This window comes from Acinetobacter sp. YH12144 (genome assembly GCF_013418345.1).
GTDB classification, from domain to species: Bacteria; Pseudomonadota; Gammaproteobacteria; order Pseudomonadales; family Moraxellaceae; genus Acinetobacter; species Acinetobacter amyesii.
In genome coordinates this window covers 22669-41646 of the sequence record NZ_VPCD01000014.1, presented here as the reverse complement: position 1 = coordinate 41646, position 18978 = coordinate 22669, and the positions used below count along the sequence as shown (strand labels likewise).

Genomic DNA, 18978 nt, shown 5'->3' with positions numbered 1-18978 from the left:
AACAATTTTAAAAATGGAAAATTAGAGGGCAGAACAGATGAAAAATATAGCATTTGCAAAAATAATAATGGTCACGGGTGTCTTGGGTTTAACGGCATGTGGTGGTAGTGATCGTGATGAGACAGGAAGCGTACCGTCAGAGCCAGTTGCCGATGCCATGGTACAAAAAAGTGTAGAAGAGCTGACGCTGTTGGATGTAAATAATCTTGCATTAAATGCTGCGTCGATTCAGATTTTAAGTGATGAAGAGTGGCAGAAGGTACAAGCAGGTAGTTTGAAAGCGACAATAAATGAAATCACAGCAGATGATTCTGAACAGTTATTTCCACCGATCAACAGTTTACCGACAGCGACTCATTTTAAAGGTCAAAGTTACCTTGCTAATGCTCAAGGCATCGTTAAGCTGCCTAAATTGGCTGCAGGCACATATTATGTTTTGGTCACTAAAAATGGACAGTCTGCAGTTTCAGCATTCTTGATCCATCCTAAAAATACCAATAAGAGCATTGTGCTGAATGTGATACTCAACTGTTTAGACCAAGACTGTCAGACCTTAAGCGATGCACCTGTCAATGATGCAGTAGTCGGTACGTTGTCTGGTCAGGTCATTTATAAAGGAAAGCCTTTAGCGAATGCGCAAGTCGCATTATCTGGCGGTGCTGCGACCAATGGTGCATTTGTCAGTGCAATTACCGATGCTAATGGTTATTTCACGCTTTCATTTAACGTGTCTAATACGCTGCTTGAAGCATTGAAAAATGCCACGCTCACTATTAGCAGTGCAGGAACTAATACCATTACGAAAAAAGTTACGGTCATTGCTTCTTCTGCATCGGGCTATCAATTTGAAGTGCTGCCCGAAACAACATCTACAGATGCGGTATGGCGTGAAACTTTTGAAGCGGACTCTACTACTCGCAGTGCATGGACAAGGTCACAGCCTAGTGTGGCTAATGTCGATTGGCAGCTGCTAAACAAAGGTCACAATATTCGTAATAACCAAGTGAATCAGCGTGTGCGCTTAGCGCCGAATGACCAAAGTCAAGGCAAGGTACCTGAGCCACTGCAAGGCAATACGGCATATTGGTATGGTGACAAAGTAAATGGCAACTTTATTGGTGCTTTAAGTGATTCATCCACGGCTCTAGAGTTTGATGGCGGAACATCTAATACCCACAATATGGGTGAGTTAATCTCACCTGTGATTAATCTAAGTCAGTATCAAGCGCCTTTGAGTTTAAGCTTTAAAACATGGTGGGAAATTGAGTCGGTCAATCCAAATAATCAGGGATTCGATTTGATGAATATTTTAGTTTCTACCGACGGTGGCAACAGCTTTAAGACCTTGGCTCGATTAAACCCGCTGGCAGATCCATCCTCGGCATATGAGCGCGCGCCGATTCCATACAGTAATTTAGGCTTTAACCTCGCACCGGCTGCTGTTCAGCAAGAAGCAATTTCATTAGATGAATATGCAGGCAAGGCCAATGTTCAGCTGAAATTCCAATTCAGAACAGTCGATCAACTTTATAACGGTTTCCGCGGTTGGATGATTGATGATGTGGTGATACAGAAAAAAGCCGGAACTTTCCCATTATTTGATGGTGCGAGTTTTGATGAAAATTCAGATAGTTTCTCTCAGGACTATAGTGGCGTCGCTGCAAAACAAGCGGGCGTTTTGTTGAAAAGCACGAAGAGTTATGCACGGTGGGCTGACGAGCCACAGCGTAAATAAGCACTTATAGATGTTAATTATCTAAGTTACTGATGTTACGCACGTAAAAGTACTTATGCACTTTTAAAATGATTTTTAAGTCTATTCGACGGAGTCTTACATCTAAGGATTGAATAAAGGGATTAGCCTTCGGTTGGAGGTACTTTTGTTTCGGCAAAAGTACCCAAAACCATTGTCATCCGCAAAACTCGTTCACTACCGTCAAATTATTCAAAGCATCGCAAAAACATTTTTGATTAGAAGTAGTCCTGTCTCAAACACTTGCGGATGACGTTACCGCGTATCGCTGTTTTATTTGAATCAAATTGCACTTCTGGTGTTACTGCGTAACATCAGTAAGTTACATATAAGTGATCAATCACTGCGGATTCGCTTTTAAAACAGCGCTCAATTGGGCGCTGTTTTTATGATGTAGGGCATATTGCTGTGTGATGAAGCCTCAAAAATATTCAATAAAAGTATAAATTTGAAAAAAATAGGCAAAAGATTGTCTTGACCTAAGTTATTTAAACCAATCAATAAAACTTTACATTTGATGCTCATCTGATCTGTAAAAATACCTTTAAGTTAAAATTGTTGGATATCAAGATGTAGTTCTTAGCGGATGCACAGGCTACAATCCACTTTTTTATAAGATGAGAACATGTTGTGAGCAGCGAAATGCCTCAACTACAGCGCCGATTAAAGAACCGCCATATTCAGCTGATTGCTATGGGCGGGGCGATTGGTACAGGGCTATTTTTAGGTTCTGCGCATATTATTGAGTCTGCAGGGCCTTCGATCATTTTGGGTTATTTGATTGGCGGGTTAATTGCCTTTCTCATTATGCGCCAGCTGGGCGAGATGATTGTACAAGAGCCAGTCACAGGTTCATTCAGTCATTTTGCTTTTAAATATTGGGGCAAGTTTGCGGGCTTTTTAACGGGCTGGAACTACTGGATTCTGTATATTTTAGTGGTGATGACCGAACTGACAGCGATAGGTAAATATGTCAATTACTGGTGGCCGCATGTGCCTACTTGGGTTTCGGTTTTAGTATTTTTTGCAGTGATTACGCTAGCCAATTTAGCCAATGTAAAACTGTATGCAGAATCTGAATTTTGGCTGTCGATGATTAAGGTTGTGGCGATTGTTGCCATGATTATTTTTGGTGTGTATCTGCTACTTACAACAGGCGCAGATTCTACCGCTTCGATTAGCAATTTATGGGTACATGGCGGCTTTTTCCCGCATGGTTTTGAAGGCTTATTCTATATGCTGGCCTTTATGATGTTTGCTTTTGGCGGCATTGAACTGATCAGCATGGCGGCAGCTGAAACTGAAAATCCAGATCAAAACATTCCCAAAGCAGTGAATCAGACTGTAATCCGCGTGTTTTTATTTTATATCTGTTCCTTGGCAGTACTGCTGTCGCTGGTGCCGTGGAATCAGTTGAAACTTGGCGGTTTGGATCATAGTCCTTTTGTGATGATTTTTAATCAGATGGGGATTGATTGGGCGGCGCATTTATTGAACTTTATTATTTTGACTGCATCCGTTTCGGTCTGTAATAGCGGCATGTATGCCAATAGCCGCATGCTGCTCGGTTTGGCAGAACAGGGCAATGCGCCAAAAACGTTTAAACAGGTAAATAAACACGGCACGCCGATTGCCGCGGTTTTATTTTCTGCTTTGCTGATTTTTGGTTGCGTGCTGCTGAATTATTTCTTGCCTGAAAAAGCCTTAAGTTACCTGATTTATATCGTGGTGAGTGCTGCGGTGCTGAATTGGATGTTAATCAGCTTGATTCATTTGAAGTTTAGAAAAGCGATGCAGCAGCAGGGTATACAGACCAAGTTTCCTGCTTTATTTGCACCGTTTACCAACTACTTTGTCTTAGTGTTCATGCTGATGATTTTGTACATCATGTGGAATCAGGGCTTTATGCTATCGGTGTTGATGCAGCCGCTATGGATTTTACTGCTGTATGTGCTGTTTAAAGTGATGCAAGCAAAGAAGGTTTAATACCATGAAGGCTTAGGGAAGAGCCTTTTGAAGTTTTAAATTCTTGGTTTAAAGTTGTTTAACAACGATTTTGAAAGAGTTTTATTAAATTGCTTGAATTAATAATTTGGTTTATTTAAGTAATTAAAATGTAAGTTAAAATATGTGATTTGTGTTGATTTTAGAATCAATAAATTTCATTTATTTTCTTGAATGATAAGTAAAATGAATAATTTATCAATTAACTCTCCTAATTCTCGCTGGGTTAAATCTTAGTTTTACTTTGGTTGCTTTAAGTTTCTTTGGGCTATCAAAGGAGCTTGCTTTAGCAGGAGTTTCAAGTACTTTAGGATTCTTATGTTTTTGGTGTCTGTGGAGTCAAATGACGGGGGGAATCTATCAAGAATTTTTTAAAGTGGATGATCAAGTGGCGAGTAAGTCTTATACCTATTTAACACTCATTGCTACTCATGAATTTCATGATGATCGATTTATTACCTAATGGATGGTAATAAAAATGAAGCATACTACATTAAGTCTATTTATTTATTTGAATTATATTAAAATATTTAATAATGGAAGCAGAAAAGATTTTAAATTTTAGTTTTAAATTCACCTAAATGACTTCAAAAAATTAAAGTCATTTAGGCGTACTTTCACTTTTTATGGATTGAGGGCTTCTTTAAACATTGGAACTAAAAGCTTATTTCCATATTCACTTAAGTGATTACCATCACGATAAATCGGGCGTCCTTTATACTCAGAAATACATTCATTTCCTTTACATAGATGTAATGCAGGGTCTAAGACTTTGGCCTGACATTGCTCTGCACTTTCTTGAATAATTTTGCGAATCTCTCCTGATCTTTTTAAATATGTGTCGTGTGAAATAAATATTTTTTCATTACGCTTGTAGAATACATTCTTAATGATTCTTTGCGGTAAATTGAAACCAACTTCTGGAATGGGTTGCACGATATAAACAGGATTGGTCTTAGAGGTCTGACACAAAACTTCAGTTAGATTCTTTTGAAATGAAATCATTCGATTCTTTTGAGTGATGTTTGGATTATCATCAAAATAAACAATAGGTTTAGAACTCTTAGCATCCATGATATCAGGGTCATTTTCTCCAATTAAATAGCTTGGGTACCTTGCAATGAAAACCATTGGAATATTTTCATATTTTTTGGATGCAATTAAGTTTAAGCGTTTCTGATTAATTTCTGGGCAAGGACTTTTATCTTTGTAAAACTGTAGATTGGGAATAAATGGGCAGGCAGAAGTTGTAAATGAAATGATACCGTCAGCTTTCAAATTAAAAGTGGTTGCCACAGAGGTGGTCATTGCATCAGCATGGCTATCTCCAATAACAATGGCTTTAATTTTAGTTGGGTTTCCTATAATACATTCATGCAACTCTTGTTGGTCACAATCATAAGGATTGGTATTATTGATTTCTTCATTTGCGATTTTAGCTACTTCTGGAAGTCGAGAATCGACACCATCATTAGATTTGATGAAATGGCCGACGCCTAAAAGGAATAAAGCGAGATAAATTGCTTTCACTTTATAAAGCTTTTTCCAAGATGAATAGCGTGGGAAATGAATCTTTTCAATAGCGTGATAACTTAAGACGCCACATAAAATTGACAGAGGGATTCCGTATATCCACCAATTTTCGAGGCCAAGATAGAAACCCAAAACAACCAAGGGCCAATGCCAGACATAAATTGAATATGACCATTTTCCAACGTGGTTAAAAATTGGATTATTAATCAATATATTTTGCTGATGATTACTCACAATAATTAAATAAGCACCAAATACAGGAATAAGGGCCATATAACCCGGCCAAAGTGTTTCACTAGATATAAAGATATACGATGCTAGAATCAGAACGAGTCCTAAGCATTGTGTCATGAGCTGTGATTTTTTGTTTTTTAGTGACCAAGGATAGAGGAATGCTAAACCACCTATGAGCATTTCCCATGCGCGACTTGTTAGTAGAAAATAGGCAGTTTTGCTGTCTTTATAGGTTGCAAAAATACAATAAATAAAGCTGACTAAAAAGAGCAAAAACACCACGCGTTTTAAATTATGAAGGTTTAAATATTTTTTTAAAAACAAAATGATAAGTGGAAAAACAATATAAAATTGCCATTCAACAGACAAAGACCATGTGTGTAATAACCATTTTGTGTGTTCAGCAGTATCAAAATAGCCACTGCCTTTTGAAAAAAGAATATTGGAAATAAAGAAAGAGCTTTTTTCGACTTGTCGTCCTAAATCCTTGTAATCAACTGGTGCTAAATAGAACCAGCCAAATATGACTAAAATGATAGACATTGTGGCTAAAACAGGAATAATTCGGTTTGCACGCGCTGTATAAAATTTAAATAGATTAAATGTGTTTTTTTCTATGCCATTAAAAATAATGGCGGTCATCAAGAAGCCTGAGATGACAAAGAAAACATCGACGCCTGCGAAGCCGCCGGTTAGCCATTGTGGATTAAAGTGAAATAGTACAACGGCCAATACGGCTATGGCCCGTAATCCATTGATATCGTGTCTGAATTGCATAAATAAAATAGCTAATCATTTAATTTTGGATGATTCTAACTTTAATTGGAGAGTGATCGATTAAAATTTCCATTTTTTTAATTTTTTGTTCAAAACAGGCAGACTGTTTTCCAATTTGATTTGAAATGATTTTAGATCAGTGAGGTGCTGTTTTTATTTTGAGTTTTGAATTAGAAAATAATAGTTAAAAATTAAGCTATAGACGTTGGAGGAGCTCAATCCTCTGCCGCTGTCCTTTGTTTAACTTCGATACCACCAATTCATAAGAGTTCAGCACCAAATCTTGCAGAAGTTCTTCTTCTAATTCTTCATCTGTAAAAACAGAAATCCAATGCTGCTTATTCATATGCCAGCCCGCACGAATAAAGGGATAAATATCTCTGAGCATTGAGCCATTGTCTGGCAGCACCTTTAAGTTGATGGCCGCTTTGCCTTCCAAATGAAAACTCAGCATAAAGACCTTCTCCATCACTTTAAACACATCACAGCCTTCACCAAAAGGCTGGCTACAGGTGGTTTCAGGCAGGGCTAAGGCCGACTTAGCAGCTACAGTGTGTAATGCAATCATAGGGGATAACCTAAAAATAAGCCTGAGTTTTAAAGCCTAGGGACGAATATGTATAACGGTATCATTATTCACCAATTGCCAAATTTCATCCATATCAATATTACGCACAGCAATGCAGCCCCAAGTCCAATCTTTTTGTGGGAAATAAGTCATCAGTTGTGGTGCAGCTTTCATTTGTAAACTGGTTGCCGAACCATGAATCATAATGTCGCCACCTGCAGAAACACCTAAATCTTTAGCCTTTTGTTTATCGGTCGCATTGGGGTAAGAGATATGCAAAGACTTATAAAATGAACTTTGCGGATTGCGCCAATCAATCATATAGCTGCCTTCAGGCGTTTTGCCATCACCTTCTTGAACTTTATGTCCAAGCGGTTGAAAACCCAGACGCATCGGGTAACGCCGAATGACTTGATCCTGATGTTTTAATTCCAAATAACGCTGAGCCTTATGTACCTGAATATTGTCGATCGGCGTTTCTGTGCGAATTTTTTGAATTTGTAAATCGCTTAATTCAGGTGGAAAGGCCAGTGCATTGGTAGGTGTAGGTAGATATTTTTCAAATTTTTGATAGGCAAAGCAGGCAGCAACAATGCAGACGAGGATAGCGAAACTAAAGATCGTGATATTTTTTCTTGTCATTGTAATGTAGAGAATGAGCTGCCTTCACAGCTCATCCATTTCGGCATTGTGGATAATGTCTAAATTATCCACAATTTTGATCCGAGTGAAATGTGGATTTGTGGATAAATGTTTATGAAGAACAGCTGACCATTACTTCAGGCACATCACTTGGCAAGGGGCCTAAATCTTCAGTTTTTTCTAGGTCAGGCTGTTTAGTAAATGGCTGACTGAGCAATGTAAATAAACGTTCTACCTCTGAAAAATCATTGCGTTCAGCTAGCTCAATCGCCTTTTGCGCCATATGGTTGCGCAAAATATATTGCGGATTGGCCTTTGCCATTTCAGCATCTAAAGCATCGGTGTCCTGATGCGCACGGATGCTTTCATAGTGCGCTAAGAAGCTCTCAAATGCATATCGGTCAAGGCAATCATCTTTAATGGCTTCATATTCATGATTTTGCAGATGGATAAAGCTTTGCGTGTAATCCAGTTGCTCACTTTGCAGAATGCGTAAAAAGGCCATGGCGCAGTCGAAGCTGTCTTTATGAAAACTCGGCAGCCCCATTTTTTGGCTTAAGCCCAATTTATAATGTTCCAAGAAGGTCAGTTCAAAATGCTCTAAGCATTTGGCTAGATCTTCTTTCCATTGCTCTTTGTCATAATCTGCAGGGCAGAGCGGCACTAAGTTATTCAGCCATTGCCATAGATTCCAATGTCCGATACTTGGCTGCTGCTGATAGGTATAGCGGCCTTGGTAATCCGAATGGTTGTTAATCCAATTTGGACGGAAACGTTCCATAAAGCCATAAGGGCCGAAGTCCAAAGTTGAACCTGTAATATTCAGGTTGTCGGTATTCATCACGCCATGTGCAAAACCAATCAGCTGCCATTTGGCAATCATCACTGCGGTACGCTGAATAACTTGAGTGGCAAAAGCCAAAATGGGCTGTTCGGCATTCAAGCATTCAGGGTAGTGCCACTCAATACATTTTTGCGTGAATTCAGGTAGTAAATCACCCTGATATTGATTGATCCATTCAAAATGTCCCAATCGGATATGACAGTCAGATGTACGCAGCATCATCGCGCCGAGCTCGAGTTTTTCGCGCTGTACACCTTGCTCAGAACTGGTAAAACCCACCGCATTGCTGGATGCCACGCCTAGGTTGTTCAGCGCATGTCCTGCCAAATATTCACGAATGGTCGAGCGCAGCACTGCACGTCCATCGCCCATGCGTGAATAAGGCGTAGAGCCGGCACCTTTAAGGTGCAGGTCAATGGTTTGCCCATGTTTATCGATGATTTGCCCAATCAATAAGCCGCGTCCATCGCCCAATTGGCCGGCCCATTGTCCAAACTGGTGACCTGCATAGACCATGGCCAAAGGTTCAAATTCAGCAAAGGTTTTTTGACCGCTGCAGATTTCAACCCAAGCCTGTTTATCTGTCTCAGACCATTGCAGCTCATCTGCAAGAGCCGCATTAAAATGCCCAGCTTTTGTGCCTTTTAAGGGTACAGGCTGTTGATGGTGGTACAGGCGAGGCGGCAGGGTGTTATAGCGGGCATTGAACTGCATAATGATCTTTAAAAAATTCAAATTATGTTGAAACTATAGCAAAGACTGGATGGAAAAACTGTAGCTTAAAAACAATAAAACCTCCACAAGGGAGGCTCTATCATCAGAAGGGCTTATAGAATTAAGCTGTTTTCTTTTTCAAATTACGCATCAATTGATTTAGTGTTTCACGGTGCTGTGAAAGACGTTTTTCAACTTGTTGGAATTCAAGTTTTAGCTTGTCATCCATTTGATGAAATTTTTCAGCAACCGCAGTTTTCTTCGCTTGAATTTCCTGTTCTTTGAGTTTTGCCCAGTCATTCAAGGTTTGTGAAAACGCATCATATTCTTGAGAAATACGTTGTTTGGCTGTCGTAATATCATCAGTCATGTTTAGACCATAGATGGCAAGGTCTTGTTCCGCATACTTGAACTTCATAGCCAACTCAGCTTTTTTAATATTAAAGCTAGGGATACGGCGTAAATTTTTAGCAAGACCTAATTTAGAGCAGCTCCAAATCAACCATTTTGTTGGATCGTATTGCCACCATTTCACACCATTACGGTAGTCGTATTGGAAAATGTGGTGATAGTTATGATAACCCTCACCCCAAGTAGCAATAGCTAGCCAGAAGTTATCACGAGCGGTATTTTCGTCAGTATACGGACGTTTACCCCACATGTGACACAGTGAGTTAATAAAGAACGTCACATGATGGCTCAAGATTAGACGCATTAAACCGCCCAATAATAGAACGCCCCACATGTCGCCAACAGCCCAACCAATTGGCACTAAAATCGCCGCATGAACAGCAATTACCAGTGGAATGTAGTATTTATCTTGGAACAAAACGACTTTATCTTTTAACAGATCAGGTGCGTTTTTGTAGTTCGGTTCTGCTGCTGGATAATCACGAAGCATCCACCCGATATGGGCATACCAGAAACCACGATTAATCGAGTATGGATCTTGGTCAATATCGTCTACATGACGGTGATGTGTACGGTGACCAGAAGCCCAGAACAAAATACTGTTCTGAACAGCAAAAGTACCCATGAGCATTAAAATGATTTTTAAAGGCAAGGTTGCTTCATAAGCACGGTGTGCCCATAAGCGGTGATAACCTGCGGTAATACCTAAACTGCTGACACCCAGTAAAACAAACATACTGATCCAAGCAGCGGCACTAAAATCATGATTAATGGCATATAACGGAATTGCAATAACTGCGACAATAGGTAAAAACACCAATGCAAAAATAGCAATCCAGTTCATTGGGGCTTTGGGTAGGGGAGCATTCATCTCCAACAGCACTCCTGAAACCTTGGGAGGTATAGATAGGACTAATCCCATTAATTTTTTAAGGGATTTTAAACGTACAGAATAGTAGCACGGGAAAACCCGTTTTCACCACTGTTATTGTACAGTTGTATTGTACTAAACAGTAACATAATACGACTGAAGTTATTTGACTTTTTGTGGGGTAAAAAAGATGCTAAAAAAACAGCAAAATCGTCAAAATAATCCGCAGCTTTTGGTCAAACACTGTATCTGGGGCGGCTTTCTGATCAGTTGTCTGGGACTCATGGCCTGTCAAAGTTCTCCGACGCAGAAGGTGACTACAAAGTCACAAGGGAAATCACAGGAAAAGTCACATGGCAACAGCGTTGAGCAGCCATTAAAAGTCATTCGCGTAAATGATGGGATACAAGATATTCCATGGACGATTGTGCAAATTGCAGGGCAAAAAGCCAAGTTCTTTCATCATCAACCTTATCTTCAGTTCAATTCGCAATTTCGACAAATTCAGGGAAATACGGGATGTAACACTATCAGTGGCACTTATGTGATTGATACCTTAAAACACAGCATTGATCTGAATGCCCGAGCAGGTTATTTCAGCTGTGATTCGGCTTTGGCTCAAGAGGCTGAACTTTCAGATGCCTTGCAAGCCGCAACACAATTCCAAATAAAAGGGAAACACATGACGATGCAAAACAGTCGGGGACAAACTGTATTGGTTTTGGAAAGAAAATAGACCGATTGAAATATCGACGTGTTGATCGAGAAGTGAATTACACAAATCTAGGTGAATAAAGCAGCATTAAAAATGCTGCATCATTAATTTAGGATAGTCGGTAATTAAGCCGTTAATGCCCCAATCTTTAAGCTGTTTAGCACGATCAACGTCGTTGACAGTCCATACGCTCACATTTAATTTTGCCTGCTGCGTGGCCTGAATAATGTCTGAATTGGCGAGTTGGTTCATCCAACCGATTTGGATACAACCTAATTCAAGTGCTTGTTCAATCGCTTTAAATTTTACGTCTGTTTCAACCAAAAGCCCGCGTTTGAAGCCGGATTTTTTTTGTTGCAAAGCAAGATGAATTTTAGGGTCAAAACTGGTGATCACCGCGGAATGTTCGAAACCTTGGAGCTGTTGTTCCAAGGTTTCAGTCAGCGCTTCAGCTTCAGCTTGTGTCTTCACCGCTTTCACTTCGACTTCAATATGATCGAAGTTATGAATAATTTTGAGCGTTTGTTCGAGCAGTGGCGTCGGCTCAACTTTATTCCATTCTGACCATGTCACTGCATGGTTATACGGTTCTAGTTCAGAACTTTCGCATTCATAAAGATACTTATCTTGGCCGGTGGTACGGATGAATTGATCGTCATGCATCACAATTAAGGCGCGATCTTTTAGTTGTCGCACATCAAATTCAACTGAGCGTATGCCTAAATCTTGAATATATTGGAAACCACCTAGGGTATTTTCAGGTGCTTCACCACGAGCGCCACGGTGACCGATTATGCGCATAAAGGGCCTGCAAAATTGAAAGATAAAAACATAGTGTCCTGTAAGAATGACAGGGAGATGACACTGTTATTTTGATCCGATCATCCTGAAATACAAGAATGATCGGACGAAATGTTTCGATTTATTTCAATGTAAAATAGACTTTTAATTGGTCAAAGGATTTGAACCAAAACTTATTGATTAATCGTGTCGTTAATATTCTTTTGCCAGAGTACTTCAGAACCGCCTTCGGCGCGCTGTAAAGTTCTTGATGCGACAAATAACCAGTCAGACAGACGGTTAAGTAGTTGCAATGACGGCGCTTGAATGTTTTGGTCCCGATTATGTACTGCCATTAAACGGCGTTCTGCACGTCGGCAAACTGCACGGGCTTGGTGGGCAAAGCTGCATACTAAAGTGCCTGAAGGCAGGATAAAGTCTTTCAGCATCGGCAGTGCTTCATTCATGCGGTCAATGTCATTTTCCAAAAACTCAATTGACACAGGTTGTACCAAGTTGAAGTTTGGAATGCAGACTTCACCGCCAAGGTCGAATAACCAATGCTGAATCAGGCTGAGCGATTTATCCCAAGCCGCTTTGTCTTCAATACTGCTAAGTGCGATGTGCGAACGCAGAATACCAATGCTTGAATTGAGTTCATCGACATCTCCTAAGGCTTCAATACGTAAATCATCTTTGGCTACGCGTGATCCGTCGCCAAGACCTGTCGTACCTGAATCGCCTGTGCGGGTATAAATTTTACTTAAGCGGTGGCCCATTTTAATTGTCCATTTTTTGATTAAAAGTTGAATAAATCAGTGTGAAATTAATATCTAACTGTGATGCCAAAGGAAGCCAAACGGCCGCCATTTAAATAGAATTTGCCGTCGAAATTGCCAGCAGAAGCCGTTTTATATTGAACATCGCCGACATTTTGAATATTGGCAAAGAAGCGCAGTTGCTCGTTGGGTTGGTAATAACTATTGAAATCAATCTGAGCATGTCCAGGGATCACATCCTCATCATAATTACTGCTGTCTGAATGGCTGTTCGCACTCAGCGTTGTTGACAGCCCATAATGTTCATCAGCCCAACCAGCTGACAATGCCAGTTTTTGACGTGGGCGGCGGCTCAAATCCAAACCTGTTTTATCATTTTTTGCTTGATTGTAGCTATAACTGGCCTTTGTAAAAAATGCCTCATTGCTCCAATTCACATAGACTTCTGAACCTTGAATGGTCACTGCATCAATATTGGCAAACTTCCAGTTATTGTTGGGATCAGAATCAATAAGGTTATCAATTTCAGTTCTGTAGATAGACATACCAGTTTTTAGTTGTGGTGTCATTTGTAGGTCTAGCCCAATTTCATAGGATTGACTTTCTTCGGGTTTTAAGTCAGGGTTTGCATAGTCGCCATAATATAAGTCGTTCATGGTTGGCGCTTTAAATGCTGTACCAATATTGGCATAGCTACTAAACAACGGCGTGAAAAAATAACGCGCAGCAACTTGTCCGACCGTGTGTTGACCATATTTTTCATGGTCTTCACGACGAATACCCGCTTGAGTTTTTAATTTATCAGTTTGATATTGGTGCTGTAGATAATAACCCGTAGTGTTTAAGTCTTGATGAAAAGACTCTGCAGTTTTTAGCGTTGATGTTTCTAGCTGCCGATGGGTGATGCCTGCAATGATGTTCTGAGACGGCGTCATTTGCTGTTTTGCGGTCAGTTCATATTCAGTGGATTCATAATGGGTCTGTTCAAAGATTTTGAGCTGTTCCAACTCATCTTTAAAATAAGATACGCGAGCATTCAGGGTCAGCTGATCTGTGGGGTTGAAGCGTGACTTCAGGGTTGCAATTTGATTTTTAAAATCTTGCGACTTTTGCTCATATTGCAGTGAATTCCAGCTGTATTGCTCATATTGAGCATTACCTTGGTTTTCAGAATAATCCAATGAAGTGCCAAAGCGTGTTTCTTCATAGCCAAATTTGGCAGACACGCCTTTTTGATTAAAGCTAGAAGCTCTGGCATTTTCATGTTCATGAATCAATGTGCCGTCGGTTTCTAAACGCTGTCCACGAATTTGCGCATAAAAACCTTGCTTGGCTAGGTCTACCCCGATAGTACTTTTATAGGTTTGATTTTCACCTATTTCAGCGCTGATAAAAGCTGCATTTTTTTCAGGGGTTTTGCTAATGATTTGTACCACACCACCAATGGCATTGGTGCCATAAAGGACAGATGCTGGGCCTTTTAAAGCCTCAATCTGCTTAATGTCTGTGGTATCTATAAAATTATTTGGCGCTAAACCGCTGGCATCATTATTTAAACGGACACCGTCACGCAATACCAAAGTGTGGTCTGACTCTGTGCCACGTAAAAAAAATGAAGCTTGTTGTCCATAGCCACCCAGCTGCACCATATTGATAGAAGCATCACTCATTAATAAATGTGGAAATGATGCAATTGGTGATTGATCTATGAGCGACTCATCAATAATGGAAATACGTGCTGGCACATTTTCTAATTTTTCTTGTGAGCGTGTTGCCGTGACGACAATGGTGTCCAATTTAGGTTGTGCAATGGAATCTGCTGCAACAGATATTTGGGAGCTAAAAATACAAAGGGCAGATATGCCAGCTGCAAGCGCAGTCGGCTGAAAAGGAAAAGGCATACAATGCTCCATGCATTTACCCCACGTAAATGATTGAGTGATAGAACACAGTGAGCAGGTATCGGACTGGCAAAGCATTGCTTGCACACCGTTGCGGGGGCAGTGTTGTGGAAACTTCCCATGCCAACTGTTGTGAATGGCTTAAGTATAGTGAACTCCGATTATTCGAACAATCGAAACTATGGGGTATTTGAAGATAGGTACATATACAGCTTGACTTGCTGTGGAGCAGAAATTAATCTGCCTGCGCTTCAGGTGCTTTCTTAATTGAGAAGTGAAACTGGGAAGTCAGTCCAGCAGTATAGAGCTGTTGTTATCTGACACTGCCCCCGCAACGGTGAATCGTTATTCATAACGTAAGTCCGGAGACCGGCCTGATGCAGACCTATTCATAATGCGGCGGGCGTTATAGCGGGATTGCATGCTTTTGTCTGAAAAATGGCAAGCCTTGTCTTACCCCAAAACCGCCTCGCGTTATCCAACTTTTATTTCGCACGGGCGGTGCGATCGGGGAATACAGCATGCATTCTTTCTCTAAGACTCTTATCGGGTCGCTTTTTGTTTTATCTCCACTTTCTGCGGCCATGGCAGAAGACCAAGTTCATCAACTTCCAGTCATTACCAACACCGTTGCCAATATTGTTGAGCAAGACTCACAAAAAACTTTGGCGGCAGTGACCGTGATTAGCCGTGAAGAAATTGAGCGCAAGCAATTTAATTCATTACAAGACTTATTACGTACTGTGCCGGGCGTAACGTATAGCAATACTGGCGGTTTAGGTAAAGTTACGAGTGTTTCAATTCGGGGTACAGGCAATCGCCATGCATTAGTCTTGGTGGATGGTCAAAAGGTAGGTTCAGCAACGCTTGGTGAAACGGCTTTTGAACACCTCCCAATTGATCAGATTGAGCGTGTCGAAGTTCTGCGCGGTCCGCGTTCAAGCTTATATGGTTCAGAAGCCATTAGTGGTGTGATTCAAATCTTTACCCGTAAAGGGACGCAAAATGGGGTGAAGCCTTTTGCATCTTTTACCTATGGTTCTCATGAAACATATCAGAGCAATGTTGGTTTAAATGTTAAACATGACAATACTTGGGCAACCTTGAGTTTAGCTGGCACCAAAACCCAAGGCATTGATGCGACAAATATTGCGGAGCCTTATGACCTTGATAAAGATGGCTATGAAAACAAGTCAGCATCTTTACGTATGGGGCATAAATTCAATGATCAGTTTGATATTGATGCAAGTGTTTTAGTTGTTGATGGTGAAAATGAATATGATAATAGGGATGACTGGGGTTCTCCTTATATTGATGCAAAAAATGTGCATAGTAAAATCGAGCAAAATGTTTACAGCATTGGTGCTACCTACAAGCCATTTGATGTGTGGACTACAGGATTAAAGTTAGGTCGCTCTGAAGACAAGTTAGATAGCCGAGATGGCTATCCATCAGTGATCAACACTCAGCGGGACAGCTTATCTTGGCTGAATACATTGAACTTTAATCAGCAAAATACATTGATGCTTGGCTTTGATTATCAGAATGATGAAGTCTCAGGTACTAAAGCTTATGCTGTTAAAGAGCGTGATAACAAAGCTTATTTTGCGCAATATCTAGGTTCATTTGGTAACTTCGATGTGCAAGGTGCAGTCCGTCAGGAAGATAACGAGCAGTTTGGTAATCATACGACTGGAAGCGCAACTTTAGGATATCGCTTCAATGATGCCATACAAACTTATGTCAGCTATGGCACCGCATTCAAAGCCCCAACATTCAACGATTTGTATTGGCCAGGAAGTGAAAGCCCGACATTGGTTCCAGAGGAATCTGAAAACTATGAAGTTGGTTTCAAGGGCGTGGTCAGCAATGTTCAATGGGAGCTAAACGCTTTCCATAATGAAATTGAAAACATGATCGCATGGGCACCAAATGCATCGGGGAACTATGTTCCAAGCAATATAGATAAAGCCAAAATTAAAGGCGCTGAACTATCACTTACTCAGCAGTTGAATAATTTTCTTTGGAATATCAATTATACCTATCAAGAGCCTGAAAATGAGACAGCAGGGTCCCATGGCAAGCAGTTGGTCTTAAAGCCAAAGCAAATCTTTAATGCATCAGCTGATTATACGATGGATAAATGGACTGTCGGCGCTTCAGTTCATGCCGAAGATAAGCGTTATACCAATGCTGCAAATACTGATGAGTTGGGTTCTTTTGCCACAGTAGATACGCGAGTAACTTATCAAGCAACGCCTGAATTCAGTGTTCAAGCCAAGCTTGCCAATATGTTTGATAAAGAATATTCGACCAACTACAGCAATAGCACTTTATTTAATCAAGACGGCCGCACAGCTTGGATAACCTTACGTTATGCGATGAAATAATTCATTAAAATTTCAAAAGGCCCTGATCATTCAGGGCTTTTTATTTTTGCGCAGTAATCATGCTGAAAATCCACGCAATGCATGAAAATTGCATTACAATGATTCGCCTTTATATTCATAGATAGGCTATGAATAGGGCGGAGTCAGAGCCAAAACAACATGCGAACCCGTGCCAAAATCTGCGGAATTACACGTACTCAAGATATTCAGTCTGTCGTCCAAGCTGGTGCAGATGCGATAGGATTTGTATTCTTTGCGCCCAGCCCGCGCAGTGTAACGGCAGTGCAGGCCGCTGAACTGATTCAGCATGTGCCGCCGTATGTGCAGACCGTGGGTTTATTTGTGAATGCGTCGGCTGTGGACATACAGGCTATTTTAAAAATTTCACCTGTAGACATACTGCAGTTTCATGGCGATGAAAGCCCTGAACAGTGCCAAACGATTGCGAAGTCCGTTGGACGCCGTTGGTATAAAGCCATTCAAATGAAACCTGAATTGGATGTGATTGCAGAAATCCAAGCTTTTCAGCAGGCAGGGGCAAGCGCCGTACTGTTAGATGCATGGCATCCTGAGCTGAAAGGCGGTACAGGGCATAGCTTTGACTGGGCACAGTTCCCAAAACTCGATATTCCTTTAATTTTGGCGGGCGGTTTAAAGCCTGACAATATTGAAGAAGCGATTCAAACCACTGGCGCTTACGCCGTAGATGTGAGCGGTGGTGTAGAATCGGCAAAAGGTATTAAAGACCAACAACTCATAGAACGCTTTATGCAAGGAGTCCATCGTGGATCAGCAAAATAAGATTGACTATACCCAATTCCCTGACGCACAAGGGCATTTCGGTATTCATGGCGGGCGTTTTGTGTCAGAAACTCTAATGGCAGCACTTGAGGACTTAGAAAAACTCTATTTCCGCATGAAAGATGATGCACAGTTTTTGGCAGAATTCGACCGTGACTTGGCGTATTACGTCGGTCGTCCAAGTCCTTTGTATTATGCTGAACGATGGTCGAAAGAGTTGGGTGGTGCGCAAATTTATTTAAAACGTGAAGACCTGAACCATACTGGTTCTCACAAAGTGAATAACACCATTGGTCAGGCTTTGCTGGCTAAACTTTCAGGTAAGAAACGTATTATTGCGGAAACAGGCGCAGGTCAGCACGGTGTAGCAACGGCAACGATTGCTGCGCGTTTAGGCCTTGAATGTGTCGTATTCATGGGTGCAGAAGACGTAAAACGTCAAGCCATGAACGTGTACCGTATGCGTTTGCTTGGCGCGACAGTTGTACCTGTAGAAAGCGGTTCAAAAACATTGAAGGATGCTATGAACGAAGCGATGCGTGACTGGGTAACCAATGTTGATTCAACTTATTATGTGATTGGTACCGTTGCAGGTCCGCATCCATATCCGCAATTGGTTCGTGATTTCCAATCGATCATTGGCCGTGAAGCGCGTAAACAAATTCAAGAACAAGCAGGCCGTTTACCAGATGCCTTGGTTGCATGTGTGGGCGGCGGTTCAAATGCGATGGGCTTGTTCTATCCATTCTTAAATGATGAAGATGTGAAAATGTACGGTGTCGAAGCTGCAGGCTATGGCATTGAAACAGGCAAACACTCTGCACCACTCAATGCAGGTCATGTGGGTGTACTTCACGGTAACCGTACTTACCTGATGTCGGATGATCAAGGTCAAATCATTGAAACCCACTCAATTTCTGCAGGTCTGGACTACCCAGGTGTAGGCCCTGAGCATAGCTTCCTCAAAGATATGCACCGTGTGAACTATGTGCCAATCAATGACACTGAAGCGCTGCAAGGTTTCCGTGATTTAACCCAAGTTGAAGGTATTATCCCTGCGCTAGAAAGCTCACATGCAATGGCTTATGTGACGAAACTTGCGCCGACGATGGATAAAGACCAAATCATTATTGCGACGGTTTCAGGCCGTGGTGATAAAGACTTAATGACCGTTGCCCGCATTGATGGTGTGGAAATGGTTGAGATGTAAATTCCTTTAAGCCCTCTCCTTTAAGGAGAGGGTTTGGGAGAGGTTATATAT

Annotated in this window: 14 protein-coding genes and 1 riboswitch; of the genes, 6 read left to right on the top strand and 8 right to left on the bottom strand. The window is 41.0% G+C overall.

Going from position 1 to position 18978, the window contains the following annotated elements; translation table 11 throughout:
- Positions 1 to 37: 37 nt before the first annotated feature.
- Both FTU79_RS10640 and FTU79_RS10635 read left to right on the top strand, forming a co-directional pair.
- Positions 38 to 1735 (top strand): carboxypeptidase regulatory-like domain-containing protein, encoded by a 1698-nt coding sequence (locus FTU79_RS10640; protein WP_180049974.1) that lies wholly within the window; start codon positions 38 to 40, stop codon positions 1733 to 1735.
- 648 nt (positions 1736 to 2383) lie between these two features.
- Positions 2384 to 3739, top strand: a complete 1356-nt coding sequence (locus FTU79_RS10635) for an amino acid permease (RefSeq protein ID WP_180049972.1) — start codon at positions 2384 to 2386, stop codon at positions 3737 to 3739.
- A 642-nt stretch (positions 3740 to 4381) separates the two neighbouring features.
- On the opposite strand, the gene FTU79_RS10625 is transcribed toward FTU79_RS10635, so the two are convergent.
- The 5 genes from FTU79_RS10625 to FTU79_RS10605 all read right to left on the bottom strand — a co-directional run bounded on the left by FTU79_RS10625 (position 4382) and on the right by FTU79_RS10605 (position 10351).
- Complete coding sequence (locus tag FTU79_RS10625; RefSeq protein WP_168378762.1) at positions 4382 to 6301, bottom strand: acyltransferase family protein; 1920 nt, start codon at positions 6299 to 6301, stop codon at positions 4382 to 4384.
- 196 nt (positions 6302 to 6497) lie between these two features.
- Entirely contained in the window at positions 6498 to 6869 is a 372-nt protein-coding gene (locus tag FTU79_RS10620) for an MmcQ/YjbR family DNA-binding protein (protein WP_168378763.1), read from the bottom strand.
- A gap of 36 nt (positions 6870 to 6905) precedes the next feature.
- On the bottom strand, positions 6906 to 7511 hold the full coding sequence (locus FTU79_RS10615) for a murein L,D-transpeptidase family protein (protein ID WP_168378764.1): 606 nt from the start codon (positions 7509 to 7511) through the stop codon (positions 6906 to 6908).
- A gap of 112 nt (positions 7512 to 7623) precedes the next feature.
- On the bottom strand, positions 7624 to 9069 hold the full coding sequence (locus FTU79_RS10610; RefSeq protein WP_180049970.1) for a YdiU family protein: 1446 nt from the start codon (positions 9067 to 9069) through the stop codon (positions 7624 to 7626).
- Positions 9070 to 9190: 121 nt separating this feature from the next.
- Positions 9191 to 10351, bottom strand: coding sequence for an acyl-CoA desaturase (locus tag FTU79_RS10605; protein ID WP_180049967.1), 1161 nt, complete (start codon positions 10349 to 10351; stop codon positions 9191 to 9193).
- 190 nt (positions 10352 to 10541) lie between these two features.
- On the opposite strand from FTU79_RS10605, the gene FTU79_RS10600 reads away from it, so the two are divergent.
- On the top strand, positions 10542 to 11087 hold the full coding sequence (locus FTU79_RS10600; protein WP_180049965.1) for an META domain-containing protein: 546 nt from the start codon (positions 10542 to 10544) through the stop codon (positions 11085 to 11087).
- 66 nt (positions 11088 to 11153) lie between these two features.
- Here the strand turns inward: FTU79_RS10600 and FTU79_RS10595 are convergent, their stop codons facing one another.
- From FTU79_RS10595 to FTU79_RS10585, 3 genes are all read right to left on the bottom strand, one after another.
- Positions 11154 to 11867, bottom strand: a complete 714-nt coding sequence (locus tag FTU79_RS10595) for a glycerophosphodiester phosphodiesterase (protein WP_180049963.1) — start codon at positions 11865 to 11867, stop codon at positions 11154 to 11156.
- A 173-nt stretch (positions 11868 to 12040) separates the two neighbouring features.
- Entirely contained in the window at positions 12041 to 12625 is a 585-nt protein-coding gene (locus FTU79_RS10590; RefSeq protein WP_180049961.1) for a cob(I)yrinic acid a,c-diamide adenosyltransferase, read from the bottom strand.
- Between the two features lie 47 nt (positions 12626 to 12672).
- On the bottom strand, positions 12673 to 14526 hold the full coding sequence (locus FTU79_RS10585) for a TonB-dependent siderophore receptor (protein ID WP_180049959.1): 1854 nt from the start codon (positions 14524 to 14526) through the stop codon (positions 12673 to 12675).
- 236 nt (positions 14527 to 14762) lie between these two features.
- Positions 14763 to 14919: riboswitch (cobalamin riboswitch) on the top strand.
- A 128-nt stretch (positions 14920 to 15047) separates the two neighbouring features.
- Here FTU79_RS10585 and FTU79_RS10580 point away from each other — a divergent pair.
- The 3 genes from FTU79_RS10580 to trpB all read left to right on the top strand — a co-directional run bounded on the left by FTU79_RS10580 (position 15048) and on the right by trpB (position 18927).
- The gene (locus FTU79_RS10580; RefSeq protein WP_180049957.1) at positions 15048 to 16916 is read left to right on the top strand and encodes a TonB-dependent receptor domain-containing protein; all 1869 of its coding nucleotides are present in this window, start codon (positions 15048 to 15050) and stop codon (positions 16914 to 16916) included.
- A 159-nt stretch (positions 16917 to 17075) separates the two neighbouring features.
- Positions 17076 to 17717 (top strand): phosphoribosylanthranilate isomerase, encoded by a 642-nt coding sequence (locus tag FTU79_RS10575; RefSeq protein ID WP_180022408.1) that lies wholly within the window; start codon positions 17076 to 17078, stop codon positions 17715 to 17717.
- A complete protein-coding gene (trpB, locus tag FTU79_RS10570) occupies positions 17701 to 18927 on the top strand; it encodes a tryptophan synthase subunit beta (RefSeq protein WP_180049955.1) in 1227 nt (408 codons plus the stop codon). The genes FTU79_RS10575 and trpB overlap by 17 nt, the downstream gene beginning before the upstream one ends.
- The last annotated feature ends 51 nt before the right edge of the window (positions 18928 to 18978 follow it).